At 64.4% G+C, this 13,729-nt stretch carries 13 protein-coding genes and 1 tRNA gene; 5 read left to right on the plus strand and 9 right to left on the minus strand.

Annotated features, from left to right (window positions below; genetic code table 11):
* Nucleotides 1-35 precede the first annotated feature (35 nt).
* From BMX43_RS06390 to BMX43_RS06415, 6 genes are all read right to left on the minus strand, one after another.
* Nucleotides 36-974: an ABC transporter permease gene (locus tag BMX43_RS06390; protein ID WP_091298675.1), complete on the minus strand. Its 939-nt coding sequence runs from the start codon at nucleotides 972-974 to the stop codon at nucleotides 36-38.
* A 96-nt stretch (nucleotides 975-1,070) separates the two neighbouring features.
* On the minus strand, nucleotides 1,071-2,318 hold the full coding sequence (locus BMX43_RS06395) for an ABC transporter permease (RefSeq protein ID WP_091298678.1): 1,248 nt from the start codon (nucleotides 2,316-2,318) through the stop codon (nucleotides 1,071-1,073).
* Between the two features lie 85 nt (nucleotides 2,319-2,403).
* The gene (locus tag BMX43_RS06400) at nucleotides 2,404-3,474 is read right to left on the minus strand and encodes an ABC transporter substrate-binding protein (protein ID WP_091298681.1); all 1,071 of its coding nucleotides are present in this window, start codon (nucleotides 3,472-3,474) and stop codon (nucleotides 2,404-2,406) included.
* Between the two features lie 85 nt (nucleotides 3,475-3,559).
* Nucleotides 3,560-4,663, minus strand: a complete 1,104-nt coding sequence (locus BMX43_RS06405; RefSeq protein ID WP_091299139.1) for an ABC transporter ATP-binding protein — start codon at nucleotides 4,661-4,663, stop codon at nucleotides 3,560-3,562.
* A 575-nt stretch (nucleotides 4,664-5,238) separates the two neighbouring features.
* Nucleotides 5,239-5,325 (minus strand) — tRNA-Leu (locus BMX43_RS06410).
* A 145-nt stretch (nucleotides 5,326-5,470) separates the two neighbouring features.
* Nucleotides 5,471-6,985 (minus strand): peptidoglycan-binding domain-containing protein, encoded by a 1,515-nt coding sequence (locus tag BMX43_RS06415; RefSeq protein ID WP_091298686.1) that lies wholly within the window; start codon nucleotides 6,983-6,985, stop codon nucleotides 5,471-5,473.
* A gap of 92 nt (nucleotides 6,986-7,077) precedes the next feature.
* Here BMX43_RS06415 and lipB point away from each other — a divergent pair, with 92 nt between their 5' ends.
* From lipB to BMX43_RS06430, 3 genes are all read left to right on the plus strand, one after another.
* On the plus strand, nucleotides 7,078-7,749 hold the full coding sequence (gene lipB, locus BMX43_RS06420) for a lipoyl(octanoyl) transferase LipB (protein ID WP_091298690.1): 672 nt from the start codon (nucleotides 7,078-7,080) through the stop codon (nucleotides 7,747-7,749).
* A 144-nt stretch (nucleotides 7,750-7,893) separates the two neighbouring features.
* Nucleotides 7,894-8,304, plus strand: coding sequence for a c-type cytochrome (locus tag BMX43_RS06425; RefSeq protein ID WP_091298692.1), 411 nt, complete (start codon nucleotides 7,894-7,896; stop codon nucleotides 8,302-8,304).
* Nucleotides 8,305-8,473: 169 nt separating this feature from the next.
* Nucleotides 8,474-10,144 carry a cytochrome c oxidase subunit I gene (locus BMX43_RS06430; RefSeq protein ID WP_091298695.1) on the plus strand — a complete coding sequence of 557 codons (1,671 nt, stop codon included), beginning with the start codon at nucleotides 8,474-8,476 and terminating at the stop codon, nucleotides 10,142-10,144.
* Between the two features lie 241 nt (nucleotides 10,145-10,385).
* On the opposite strand, the gene BMX43_RS06435 is transcribed toward BMX43_RS06430, so the two are convergent.
* Both BMX43_RS06435 and BMX43_RS06440 read right to left on the minus strand, forming a co-directional pair.
* Nucleotides 10,386-10,709, minus strand: coding sequence for a hypothetical protein (locus tag BMX43_RS06435; RefSeq protein ID WP_139201539.1), 324 nt, complete (start codon nucleotides 10,707-10,709; stop codon nucleotides 10,386-10,388).
* A gap of 96 nt (nucleotides 10,710-10,805) precedes the next feature.
* Complete coding sequence (locus tag BMX43_RS06440; RefSeq protein ID WP_139201540.1) at nucleotides 10,806-11,111, minus strand: hypothetical protein; 306 nt, start codon at nucleotides 11,109-11,111, stop codon at nucleotides 10,806-10,808.
* Between the two features lie 165 nt (nucleotides 11,112-11,276).
* Here BMX43_RS06440 and BMX43_RS06445 point away from each other — a divergent pair, with 165 nt between their 5' ends.
* Nucleotides 11,277-11,774 carry a DUF2244 domain-containing protein gene (locus BMX43_RS06445; protein ID WP_091298703.1) on the plus strand — a complete coding sequence of 166 codons (498 nt, stop codon included), beginning with the start codon at nucleotides 11,277-11,279 and terminating at the stop codon, nucleotides 11,772-11,774.
* A 110-nt stretch (nucleotides 11,775-11,884) separates the two neighbouring features.
* On the opposite strand, the gene BMX43_RS06450 is transcribed toward BMX43_RS06445, so the two are convergent.
* Entirely contained in the window at nucleotides 11,885-12,343 is a 459-nt protein-coding gene (locus BMX43_RS06450) for a GatB/YqeY domain-containing protein (protein ID WP_091298706.1), read from the minus strand.
* 189 nt (nucleotides 12,344-12,532) lie between these two features.
* Here BMX43_RS06450 and carA point away from each other — a divergent pair, with 189 nt between their 5' ends.
* Nucleotides 12,533-13,687 (plus strand): glutamine-hydrolyzing carbamoyl-phosphate synthase small subunit, encoded by a 1,155-nt coding sequence (gene carA, locus BMX43_RS06455; protein WP_091298709.1) that lies wholly within the window; start codon nucleotides 12,533-12,535, stop codon nucleotides 13,685-13,687.
* Nucleotides 13,688-13,729 lie beyond the last annotated feature (42 nt).

Raw genomic sequence — 13,729 nt, forward strand, 5'->3', positions numbered from 1 at the left:
CCCCCGGCTTTTTCAGGACATCAAAGTGACCCCGCTTATTGCGGTGTCACCCCCCGGATCCGCTCCGAGCGGCGGCGCAGCAATTCCACCGTGGCCAGCAGTGCGATTGAGATCAGCACGAGGATCGTTGCCACCGACAGGATCGCCGGCGAGATCTGTTCGCGGATCCCGTTCCACATCTGGCGCGGAATGGTCTGCTGCTCGGGGCCGGCGATGAACAGCACGGCCACCACTTCGTCGAACGAGGTGACGAAGGCGAACAGCGCGCCCGACACAACACCCGGCAGGATCAGCGGCAGCACCACCTTGAAGAAGGTCCGGCTGGGCGAGGCCCCAAGGCTGGCCGCAGCCCGGCTCAACGACTGGTCGAACCCGATCAGCGTCGCGGTGACGGTGATGATCACGAAGGGGATCCCCAGCGTGGCATGGGCCATCACGACGCCGGTATAGGTGGAGGTCAGCCGCCCGCAATCCATCCCCACGATGCCGCAGGGGCTGGAATAGAAGAAGAACAGCCCGGTGGCGATGATGATGATCGGCACGATCATCGGCGAGATCAGAACCGCCATGATCAGACGGCGATACGGCATCTCGGGGCGCGCCAGCCCCAGCGCCGCCAGCGTGCCCAGCGAGGTCGCCAGAATGGTGGACCAGAAGCCGATGATCACCGAATTCTTCGCAGCCCGCACCCAGGTTGCATTCTGCCAGACATCGGCCCACCAGCTCGAATCCCGCGCGGCATCGGGGGCAACCATGCCGAAGGTCAGCAGCAGGTCATACCAGCGCAGCGAATAGCCGCTGGGATCGAAGGTCAGCATCTTCGTGGTGAAGGTGAAATAGGGCTCGGCGTTGAAGCTGAGTGGCATCACGATCAGGATCGGCGCGATCAGGAAGACGAAGATCGCCACACAGATCGCGTGATAGGTGTAATACCAGACGCGCTCCAGCGGATCGGCATAGACGGGAAGAGCCATCGCTCGGGTCTCCTGACTGAGAGGTCGGTGGGGGCCTTGCCCCCACACCCCCAGGATATTTGGGCCAAGATGAAAGGGGAAAGGCGCGGTCGCGCCTCAGCCCAGTTTCAGTTTGTCGATGCCGACAAGCCGGTCATAGAGCCAGTAGAGCAGCAGAACCCCCACCAGCAGCATCCCCGACAGCGCGGCAGCCAGCGACCAGTTGGATTTGCTCATGTGGAACTGGATCAGGTTCGAGATCAGCTGCCCGTCCGCCCCACCGACCAGCGCCGGGGTGATGTAGTAGCCGACGGCCAGGATGAAGACGAGCAGGGCGCCCGCGCCGATCCCCGGCAGGGTTTGCGGCAGATAGATCCGGCGGAAGGTGGTCCAGCTCGTGGCGCCAAGGCTGCGCGCGGCACGGGCATAGCTCGGCTTGATCGTGCGCATCACCGAATAGAGCGGCAGCACCATGAAGGGCAGCAGGATATGCGTCATCACGATGATCGTGCCGGTCTGGTTGTAGATCATGGTGATCCGCCCATCCTCGCCGATCATCCCCAGCGACACGAGGATGTTGTTCACCACCCCCTGCCCCTGCAACAGCACGATCCACGAGGTGGTGCGCACCAGAAGCGATGTCCAGAACGGCAGCAGCACCAGGATCATCAGCAGGTTCGATTTCGCCATCGGCAGCGTCGCCAGCAGATGGGCGATCGGGAAGGCGAGGATCAGGCAGATGAAGGTGATCAGCCCCGACAGGATGAAGGTCTTGCCGAACAGCCACAGATAGATCCGCTCGTTTTCCGGCACCTGTTCGATGCCGCCATCGGCGCCACGGGCGCGGTCGGTGGCGATCAGATAGAAATCGGTGGTATAGGGGTTCGACGCGGCGCGCATCGCCTGCCAGATCACCGGCTCGCCCCATTTGGCATCCTCGGCCAGCAGGGCCTCCTTGAACGGCGGCTGCAGCTTGTCGGCTTTGCGCGCGGTCGCGGTGAACAGCGAGCGCGTGGCCGACACGGTGTAGTTGATCCGCGTTGCCGCCTCGCCTGCGGTCTTGTTCTTCTTCATTTCGGCCAGATCGGCGGCCAGCGCGGCAAAGGCCGCCTCATCAGGCTCGGTGCCCGAGGGATTGGCGGCAAACCAGGCCGACAGATTGGGCGCGGTGCTGGAAAAACCGTCGTGATAGATGGATCGGTGCAGCATCTGCCCGATGGGCAGGATGAAGCTGAACACCACGAACAGCAGCAGCGGCGCCACAAGGTAAAAGGCCTTGCGCCGGGCACGGCCTTGTGCGGATGCCAGCGCCGCTTTCAGCGGGCGGCCATCGGCAGTGGTCAAAAGCGGGGGAACGTCAGTCATCGTCAGTCCTTGTGCAAGGCTGAAGCGCGGCAGGATCTGCGGCAGGAAGCGCGGGCCGGGAGCGATCCCGGCCCGCAGGGGGCCATCAGTTGGCGGCGAGCCAGGCGTTGAAACGCTCGTTCAGCTCGGAATCGCGGTCCACCCAGAACTCGTAGGACGAGGGCAGCGCATTGGTCAGGTTTTCAGCCGAGGTCGGCATATGCGGCCCCATCTCGGTCTTGCCATCCTGATACAGGCCGACCAGCGGACCCGAGGATTTGCGCGCCGGGCCGTAAGAGATCCACTTGGCCTGATCGGCAAGGCGCTGGGTGTCGGTCGCGAAAGCCACGAATTTCTTGGCTTCTTCCAGGTTCGGGGCGCCCTTCGGGATCACGAACAGATCGTATTCCAGAACCTGGCCATCCCAGACCACCTGGAACGGCTTGTTCTCGGCCACGGCGGCGGCAAAGATCCGGCCGTTATAGGCGGTGGTCATCGCCACTTCGCCATCGGCAAGCAGTTGCGGCGGCTGCGCGCCGGCTTCCCACCAGATGGTGTCCTTCTTGATCTTGTCCAGCATCGCGAAAGCGCGGTCCAGCCCTTCCGGGGTTTCCAGCGTCGCATAGACATCCGCCGCCGGCACGCCATCTGCCATCAGCGCCATTTCGAGGTTGGCCTTGGCGCCCTTGCGCATCGCGCGCTTGCCCGGGAATTTCTCCAGATCGAAGAAATCGGCAATCGACTTCGGGCCTTCCGGGAATTTGGAGGTGTCATAGGCGAAGACGGTCGAGAACACGATGGTCGAAACCGCGCAATCGGTCAGCGCGCCCGGCAGGAAGTCTTCGGTGGCCGGGGTGCCATCGGGGGCGGCGGGCAGCATCGCCGGGTCGATCGTTTCCAGCATCCCTTCGTCGCACAGACGGATCGCATCGGCATATTCCACGTCGGCCACGTCAACGGTGACGTTGCTGGCTTCGACCATGGCCTTCACCGGGGTCGCCGGGTTGTCGGCGTCCACCATGTTCACCTTCACGCCGGTCTGCGCGGTATAGGGCTTGGCATAGGCTTCGAGCTGGCTCTGCGAATAGGCGCCGCCCCAGGACATCACGGTCACATCGGCCTGCGCGGCAAAGGCGACCGCCGTCAGGGCGGTGGAAAGGGTCAGAATTTTTTTCATATTTGGCTCCCAGGTTGTTGGACTTGTCTTTGCGCCGCGTCCTTACGGCTTGTCCGGGCAGGGCGTGGCAGCCCCGCCCGCAATCTTACATCGGTTCCAGCGCGCGGGCGTCCTGCGGATGCCAGCCGATCCTGATGGTTTCGCCCGGGCTCAGCTTGGTCTGGCCCAGCGTGTTGCGCATCTTCATCACGAAATCATCCGACCCCGCGACCTTCAGCCGGGCGCGCAGGATGTCGCCCATATAGATCACCTCGATCACCTCGGCGCCGATCATATGGGCACCGGGCGGCATCATCTCGGGCTTGAACTCCACCCGTTCCGGGCGGATCGAGACGAGGGTCTTCTGCCCCTTGGCCGTCACGTTCACCGGGGTCGCGTCGATCAGCTCGCCCGTGGCCAGCCGCACCAGCGCCTTGCCTTCCGAAAGCTCCTCGATCACGCCGGGCAGCTTGTTGTTCTCGCCGATGAACTGCGCAACGAAGCTGTTTTCGGGGCGTTCATACAGATCGGCGGGCGGCGCAAGCTGCTGGATCTTGCCATCGTTGAACACCGCCACGCGGTCGCTCATCGTCAGCGCCTCGCCCTGGTCATGGGTCACATAGACGACCGTGATGCCCAGACTTTCATGCAGGTGCTTGATCTCGAACTGCATGTGTTCGCGCAACTGCTTGTCCAGCGCGCCCAGCGGCTCGTCCATCAGCACCAGTGACGGGTCGAACACCAGCGCCCGGGCAAGCGCGATCCGCTGCTGCTGGCCGCCCGAAAGCTGCGCCGGGCGGCGGTTGATGAAGGAATACATCTGAACCATGTCCAGCGCCCGCTTCACCTTGGCTTCGCGCTCGTCCTTGCCCATGCCGCGCACTTCCAGCGGGAAGGACAGGTTTTCCCCCACCGTCATATGCGGGAACAGCGCGTAGTTCTGGAACACCATGCCGATGCCGCGCTTGTGCGGCGGCACGAGGTTGATGTTGCGCCCGTCCAGCCGGATTTCGCCGTTGGTCGCGGTCTCGAACCCCGCCAGCATCATCAGGCAGGTTGTCTTGCCAGAGCCGGACGGCCCGAGCATCGTCAGGAATTCGCCTTTCGCAATGGTAAGGTTCAGATCCTTCACGACCAGCGAAACGCCATCGTAACTTTTCTGAACATGGTCAAAAACGACAAAGTCGTTCGCGCGGGTCTCTGTGGCCACCCCGTTCTCCCCATGTAGCGGCAGGTTTTCCTGCACGTTCTCTTTGAATTGACTTAAGCGGAAGCCATGCCGCATTGCAACGGCCTTTTCTTCGCCCTTACTCTCACGGCTTGCGCGCCACAAAACGGGGAATAAAACGACACTTGAGCGGTTCTGAACGGCGTTTGTTCAGGCATTTCCCGCAGATCCGCCCCGCCGCAGCCGTCGCATTCAGTCCAGAAATCGACATTTGCGACGGATCTTTCCCCTTTCCTGACAGCGACTCGCCCAGAAATGGGGCGGTGCCACTTGTTTGCGCAGGGATATTGGGCACCCCGCACCAGATAAAAAGAATCAACTGTCAGGAAAGCGCCCACCCCCGCAAGACGCCACGCGCCGCAGCCACGCGCCAACCCGCACGGGCCGACACGCGGCGCATGGCCGGTGTGCCACGGCATACCGACACAGCCCCGCCCCATGCCCCGACCGGGCAAATTACGACATTGCGGTACAGCCCGGCCCACCCGCACGGCCCCCCAAACGGCAAGAGCGCCGGAGCCTTTCGGCCCGGCGCTCTTTGCGTATTCCCGAAGGAATGGTGCGGATGAAAGGACTCGAACCTTCACGGGTGTTACCCCACAGCGACCTCAACGCTGCGCGTCTACCAATTCCGCCACATCCGCATAGATTGGCTTGGTGGCCGCTGTTTAGCGAAGCGTTCCCGGGAAGAAAAGGGGGATTTCGCCGGGCCGCAAAAATTTTCCCCCGCCCAGGCTTCCCCCGCCCCGGCACCGGCAGGCGGGGCGCCGCAGCGCCCCTGCTCCCGTCTCAATTCCCCAGCACCAGCCGCGGCAGCGCCGTGGCGAAGGACACCGCCTGCCCGGCGGTGATCCCGCCCGAAGGCTGCACCGCAGCCTCGGTCACCGGCACAGGCTGCGGCACGGGCGCCACTGGCACAGATTGTGGCGCAGTTGCCACTGGCACAGATTGTGGCGCGGGTGCCACCGGCACGGCGGCCTCGATCACCGGCACAGGTGCGGGCGCAGGCACAGGCGCCACCAGCACCGGCAGGGCCGCTGCCGGGGCCTCGCTGCGCCCGTTCAACTGGAACACCGCCTTGCGGATCATCTCGCCCCGCTCCGGCGCCGATCCGGCCAGCGCGGGCGCCCCCGATCCCAGCGCCATCTCGTACCAGCCCTGCGCCAGATCCGGGCGCCGCGTGGCGCCGATCCCTTCGGCAAGATGGTGCCCGGCCAGTTCGGCATAGCCCGCCTCGCCCAACGCCGTCAGCACCAGCGCCGACCCCAACGCCACATCCATGTCATCCATCGCATAACCCGCCCCAAGGCAGATCTTCGACGTGCCCGAAAGCTGCGCCGGCGATTGCCCCGACACCGCGATGAACCCCGACACGCCCGGGATCACCTCGGTCGCGGGTTTCAGCGACACCGCATTGACATGCTCTTTCAGCACCGGCCCGAAGGCCTTGCACTGTTCGGCAATCTGCTGCGGCGTCACCCCGGCCAGCCCCTGCGTCAGCGTCTCGCCCTGCTGGATCGCCACGGCCCGGCTCAGACAGAACTGCTCCGACAGTGCCTGCGCCGGGTCGCTCAGCGTCGCCAGCGTCGCAAAGCCGCCATTGGCCGAGGTTTTCAGCGCGACCTGATTGCAATGCGAACTCAGCGACACCAAGGTCGCCCCGCCGAAAGACGGCAGTTGCGGCGCGGCGGGCGGCGCGACCGGCGCAGGTTCCGCCACCAGCGCGGGCAGCGCCGCAGGCGCCGCCCCCACAGCAGCGCCCACCGCCGCCCCGGCAGAGGTCACCGCCAGATTGCCCTGTTGCGACGGAATCCCCGCCATCTCGTCACGCTGCACCAGCAGCAGCCCCTTCATCCCCATCGGATGCGTGCCCGCAACCTGCATCACCTGCGGCCCGCCCGCCACGGCGCGGTGATAGGCCGTCACCAGGATCGTGCGCTCGTAATCCGTCAGCTGCCCGCTGGGCGGATAGCCCAGCATCGCCTGATAGGATGAAATCGCCCCCCGGCTTTTCGACCCCAGCACCCCGTCCGGTGCCCCCACCGGAAAACCGAAATGATTCAGCGCCGTCTGCACCTCGCGGTTCTGCTCGCGCTGCGCGCTGGACATCGTGGGCTTCTTCGGCGCGACGTAGGTCTTCTGCTGCGCCTTGCGCTTCTGCTGGTCTTTCACGATCGCCCCGCCGATCAGCCCGCCGACAATGGCCCCCGCAATCGCATCGCCCATATCCGCCCGCACAGGTTCGGCATGACCCAAGGCCAGCGCCGCCACGACGACAGTGGTTGCAACCCCCCTGACTTTCATCGCAAGACTCCTTCCAAAGAAACTGGATCAATGGGTCAAGCCTAGCACGCCCCCCCAAATCCGCAGCAAGTTTTTCAAGCGGAGCACGCGCCATGGTCGAATGGAGCCACCTGCCGGGCCTCAGCCCCTATGCCGAAACCCTCGCCGCGATGGAGGCCCGCGCCACCGCCATTTCCCGGGGCGAGGCGCCCGAGGCGATCTGGCTGCTGGAACATCCGCCGCTCTATACCGCAGGCACCTCGGCGCGGGCCGAAGATCTGGTCGATCCTGATCGGTTCCCGGTCTTTCCCGTGGGGCGCGGCGGGCAATATACCTATCACGGGCCGGGGCAGCGCGTGGTCTATGTCATGCTCGATGTGTCGAAACGCGGGCAGGATGTGCGCTGCTTCGTGCGCGCGCTGGAAAACTGGGTGATCGACACGCTGGCCGAATTCAACGTGAAGGGCGAAATCCGCCCCGGCCGCGTCGGCGTCTGGGTGCAGCGCCCCGACAAGGGGCTGGCCCCCGACGGATCGGTGCGCGAGGACAAGATCGCCGCCATCGGCATCAAGCTGCGCCGCTGGGTCAGCTTTCACGGCATCTCGATCAATGTCGAACCGGATCTGGGCCATTTTTCCGGCATCGTCCCCTGCGGTATCCGCGACCATGGAGTGACCAGCCTTGTCGATCTGGGCCTGCCCGTCACGCTGGCCGATCTCGATGCCGCGCTGATCCGCTGTTTCGATCCCGCCATGGCCCGCCTCGGCACCGCCTGCCCGACCTGATCGCCGCCCTGCGGCAACCGGCAAGGCGCGACACCCTGCCTCATGGCAAGACGGGGAGTCTGCACTTACGTCCCTCTTGAAATCAGGCCGGTCCCCGGGAACTCTCGGGGCGCTAGCGACCGCTCGCCAACTGGAGGAACCCGTATGAAACTTCTGACGACTCTCGCCCTCACCGCCCTGACGCTTGCCGCCCCCGCCTTTGCCGGTGATGCCGCCAAGGGCGAGGCCGATTTCAAGAAATGCAAAGCCTGCCACTCGATCATCAACGCCGCAGGCGAAGCCGTGGTGAAGGGCGGCAAGACCGGCCCGAACCTGTTCGGCGTGATCGGTCGCCCGGTCGCCTCGGTGGCGGATTTCAAATATGGCGAATCGATCCTCGCCGTCGGCGCCAAGGGCGTTGTCTGGGACGAGGCGATGCTGGCCACCTATGTCGCCGACCCCACTGCCTGGCTGGAATCGCAGCTCGGCCCGGATTCGGCCGCCAAGTCGAAGATGACCTTCAAGCTCGCCAAAGGCGGTGAAGACATGGCGGCCTACCTCGCCACGCTGAAATAAGCCCAACCCCTGCGACAAGCTGTCGCAGGGCACTTGCAATACCCTGCAGGTTTTTTGATCTGGATCAAAGTCTGCATTGCCGCCGTTGGATCGCCGCTCTAGAAATGGCGCATCCGGCGGCGGGATTCCCTTCCCGACCGCCTATTTAGGCAACAAACGGGAGGTGCCAATGGCCGACGCAGCCATTCATGGCCACGACCATGACACCCGCGGGTTCTTCACCCGCTGGTTCATGTCGACGAACCACAAGGACATCGGGATCCTTTATCTGTTCACCGGGGGCATCGTAGGCCTGATCTCGGTGCTGTTCACCGTCTTCATGCGCTACGAGCTGATGGAGCCGGGCGTGCAATACATGTGCCTCGAAGGCACCCGCTTCATCGCCGATGCAGCGCAGGCCTGCACGCCGAACGGGCACCTCTGGAACGTGACGATCACCGCGCATGGCATCCTGATGATGTTCTTCGTGGTCATCCCCGCGCTGTTCGGCGGCTTCGGCAACTACTTCATGCCGCTGCAGATCGGTGCGCCGGACATGGCCTTCCCGCGGCTGAACAACCTCAGCTACTGGCTCTATGTCGCGGGCACCTCGCTCGCCGTGGCCTCGGTGTTCTCGCCGGGCGGCAACGACCAGATGGGCTCGGGCGTGGGCTGGGTGCTCTACCCGCCGCTCTCCACCAATGAAGGCGGCTATTCGATGGACCTCGCGATCTTCGCGGTGCACCTGTCGGGTGCCTCGTCGATCCTCGGCGCCATCAACATCATCACCACCTTCCTGAACATGCGCGCCCCTGGCATGACCATGCACAAGGTGCCGCTGTTCGCCTGGTCGGTGTTCGTCACCGCCTGGCTGATCCTGCTGTCGCTGCCCGTTCTGGCCGGCGCCATCACCATGCTGCTGACCGACCGCAACTTCGGCACCACCTTCTTCCAGCCCTCGGGCGGCGGTGACCCGATCCTGTATCAGCACATCCTGTGGTTCTTCGGCCACCCGGAAGTGTATATCGTGATCGTGCCGGGCTTCGGCATCGCAAGCCAGGTGATCGCCACCTTCTCGCGCAAGCCGATCTTCGGTTACCTGCCGATGGTCTATGCGATGGTCGGCATCGGTGTTCTGGGCTTCGTCGTCTGGGCGCACCACATGTACACCGTCGGCATGTCGCTGACGCAGCAGGCCTATTTCATGACCGCCACCATGGTGATCGCGGTGCCCACCGGCATCAAGATCTTCTCGTGGATCGCGACCATGTGGGGCGGCTCGATCGAGTTCAAGACGCCGATGCTGTTCTCGCTCGGCTTCCTGTTCCTGTTCACCATCGGCGGCGTGACCGGCATCGTCCTGTCGCAGGCCGGGATCGACCGCGCCTATCACGACACCTACTATGTCGTGGCGCACTTCCACTACACCATGTCGCTGGGCGCCGCCTTCTGCATCTTCTCGGGCATCTATTTCTGGATCGGCAAGATGTCGGGCCGCCAGTACCCCGAATGGGCCGGCAAGCTGCACTTCTGGATGATGTTCATCGGCGCGAACCTCACCTTCTTCCCGCAGCACTTCCTGGGTCGTCAGGGCATGCCGCGCCGCTACATCGACTACCCGGAGGCGTTTGCCTACTTCAACAAGATCTCCAGCTACGGCGCCTTCCTGGCCTTCGCCTCCTTCGTGTTCTTCATCGGCATCGTGTTCTACACGCTGTTCTTCGGCAAACGCATCACCGAGAAGAACTACTGGAACGAATACGCCGACACCCTGGAATGGACGCTGCCCTGCCCGCCCCCGGAACACACCTTCGAGCAACTGCCGAAGCGTGAAGACTGGGACAAGGGTCACGCGCACTGATCCTGCCACCAGCGGAAACGAGAAAGGCCCCGGGGAAACCCGGGGCCTTTTGCCATGATCCCGCACCAACTCAGATCAGCGCGCCGGGGCCGTCAGATCAACCTCGCCCCTGCCGCACCAAGGCCAGCCCAAAGGCGACCAGAGTCAGGCCGGGGCAGTGCCTCATGCCCCCTCTCCGCCCGAACAGGGGCGCCGGACGATCCACCTGCCCCGCGCTCCGCACCGCGCAAATCCGCCGCCGTCACAGCGCCCCTTCGCTGCCCGTATACATGACCTGCTGCACCACCCCGTCATTGCTGGTCAGGCAAGACCACGGCGCCTCGGCCCCGGCGACCGTCGCGCGCACCTGCGTCCCCGCCTCCGACATCACGAAATCAAAGATCGCCACATCCGAAGCCTTGACCCCCACCTGCCGTGCAATCGCCGCCCGGCAGGCCTGATAGGCGGGCGAGGCCTTGTCCATCTCCGTCGGCGCAAGAACGATCTCCGGCGCGGGGCCGGTTTCAACGCATCCCGCCAGCAACAGCACCGCAAGCCCTGCGGTCAGGGAAAAAGCATACGTCACGTCACATCTCCTTATCGCCCCGACACCCGCTGTCGGCCCGCTCAGGCTGCCCGAACCGCCTCGCCCGCACTATCCACTATGCGCAAACCCGCCGCCTCACTCCTCGCAAGGATGCAGGATCTCCACCCGATAGGTGGTCTTGCCCGGCCCCGGGGGCGCTTCGGCAATCACGCTCACCAGCAGATCGCAATCCTGCACCCGTACCAGCCATTCATCATGGCCCTGCGCCGTGGTGCCGGTGTTCATCACCGCCCCGATCGGCGCCTGCCGCAGTTCCTCGGCCACCTCCGCACTTTGCAGGATCGCCGCGATCTTCTCGCCGCTGTCATAGAACCCCGACAGCGCCGCACAGGCCGGTCCCGCCGCCAGCAGCGCCCCGATCAGCACCCCCCGTTTCAGCATATCGCCCTCCTTGCCATGCCCGCCGACCTCACATCTCTCATGCCTATCCGCAATTTCCTTCATTTTCTGTTTCCAAATATCCTCAGGGGGTGAATGGGCGCGCAGCGCCCAGAGGGGGCGCGAGCGCCCCCTTTTCTTTCCGCCCGGCCCCGCTATCCTCGCCCCATGCCCTATGAATGGCTCCCCCCCTCCGCCGATGGCCCCACGGCACGGCTGCACCTCTGGCCCTACCGCTCGCTGCCGCGACGCGGCTTCGTCTGGTTCATCGGCGGCACCGCCGTGCTGATCGCCGTGCCGCTGCTTTCGGTGCTGGGGTCGCCGGTGCTCTGGGGGTTGCTGCCCTTCCTGCTTGCCACCATCGGCGGCATCTGGTGGGCGTTGGAGCGGTCTTACCGCGATGGCGAGATTGTCGAGGATCTGGCGCTCTGGCCCGACCGCATCACGCTGGTCCGGCATGGCCCGCACGGCCGGCGGCAGGACTGGCAGGCGAACCCCTATTGGGTCCGCGTCATCCGGCATGAACAGGGCGGGCCGGTGCCGCAGTATCTGACGCTGAAAGGTGGCACGCGCGAGGTGGAGATCGGCAGTTTCCTCGCCGAGGAGGAGCGCGTCACTCTGGCCGCCGAACTGACCGACCGCCTGACCCGCCTCCCCCCGGCCTGAGCCGCCTGCGCAAAAAGGCACAACGGCTGCGGCACCTTTGCGGTACAGGGGGTGTACACATGTCACCCCCCCTTTTCGGCCCGGCCCGCAGGTTCAGGCCCGCCGCAGGTTCAGGCAAGTTTATCTTTCACCATCGGACCGACCGCACCGAAATCCATCTGCCCGGTATATTTGCCCTTCAGCACCGCCATGACCTTGCCCATGTCACGAATCGAGCTCGCCCCCGCCTCGGCAATCGCCGCCGCAATGGCCGCGTCCACCTCATCCCCGGCAAGCTGCCGCGGCAGGAATTCGGAAATCACCGCAATTTCAGCGAGTTCCTTCTCCGCCAGTTCCAGCCGCCCGCCCTCTTCATAGGCGCGCGCGCTTTCCTGGCGCTGTTTGACCATGCGGCCCAGGATCGACAGGATCGCGGCCTCATCCACCTCGCCCGCCTCGCCCTCGCCCCGCAACGCGATTTCACGGTCCTTGATGGCCGCATTGATCAGGCGCAGCGTCGAAAGACGATCCGCCGCCTTCGCCTTCATCGCCTCTTTCAACCCCGTCTGAAGCAGATCGCGCAAGCTCATGGAACATCCATCCCCAGGTTTCTGTGGCGCAGACTCTACCCGCTCACGCGCTGTAACACAACCGGGGTAAATTCCCTCAAGTAATTGAAATCATTACACAAGACTTTTGCAGTTTCTGCACTTGCAATAGGCTTGACCCCGGGCGCCCCTGCCCTTAGGTTCCGCCCGGTTTACCCGGAGAGTCGCACCATGCCCAGCCATGCCATCCCCACCGCCTGCCTTGCCCTCGCAGACGGCACGATCTTCTACGGCAAGGGCTTCGGCGCAGTGGGCGAAACGGTGGCAGAGCTGGTGTTCAACACCGCGATGACCGGGTATCAGGAAATCATGACCGATCCCTCCTATGCCAGCCAGATCGTCACCTTCACCTTCCCCCATATCGGCAATACCGGCGTCACCGCCGAAGATGACGAAACGACCGAGCCGGTTGCCGCCGGCATGGTGGTGAAATGGGATCCGACCGAGCCGTCGAACTGGCGCGCCACCGCCGATCTGCAGACCTGGATGAAATCCAAGGGCCGCATCGGCATCGGTGGTCTGGATACGCGTCGCCTGACCCGTGCGATCCGCCAGCAAGGGGCGCCGCATGTGGCGCTTGCCTTTGATCCCGAAGGGAAATTCGACATCGAGGCGCTGGTCGCCAAGGCCCGCGCCTGGAAGGGCCTTGTCGGGCTTGATCTGGCGAAAGATGTGTCCTGCACCCAATCCTACCGCTGGGACGAGATGCGTTGGGCCTGGCCGGAAGGCTATACCAAGCGCGAAGGTGCGGGGCTGCGCGTCGTGGCCATCGACTATGGCGCCAAGCGCAACATCCTGCGCTGTCTTGCCTCGGCCGGGTGCGAAGTCACCGTTCTGCCCGCAACCGCCACCGCCGAAGACGTGCTGGCGCTGAACCCCGAAGGCGTGTTCCTGTCGAACGGCCCCGGCGATCCGGCAGCAACCGGGGAATATGCCGTGCCGATGATTCAGGGTGTGCTGAAAGCCGATCTGCCGGTGTTCGGAATTTGCCTTGGGCATCAAATGCTTGCACTGGCTCTGGGCGCCAAGACCGTCAAGATGGGCCACGGCCACCACGGCGCCAACCACCCGGTGAAAGAGGTTGGCACCGGCAAGGTCGAGATCACCTCGATGAACCACGGCTTCACCGTCGATGCGCAAACCCTGCCCGCAGGCGTGGTTGAAACGCATGTGTCGCTGTTCGACGGCACGAATTGCGGCATCGCGCTGGCCGGCAAGCCGGTCTTTTCGGTGCAGCACCACCCCGAAGCCAGCCCCGGCCCGCAAGACAGCTTCTATCTGTTCGAGCGTTTCGCCGAAGCGATGCGCGCCCGCCGCGCCGCCTGATCTTGTTCACGGCCTTGTCGGTAAGGCCGCGTTTGTTAACGC

It is taken from the genome of Gemmobacter aquatilis (assembly GCF_900110025.1).
GTDB classification, from domain to species: domain Bacteria; phylum Pseudomonadota; class Alphaproteobacteria; order Rhodobacterales; family Rhodobacteraceae; genus Gemmobacter; species Gemmobacter aquatilis.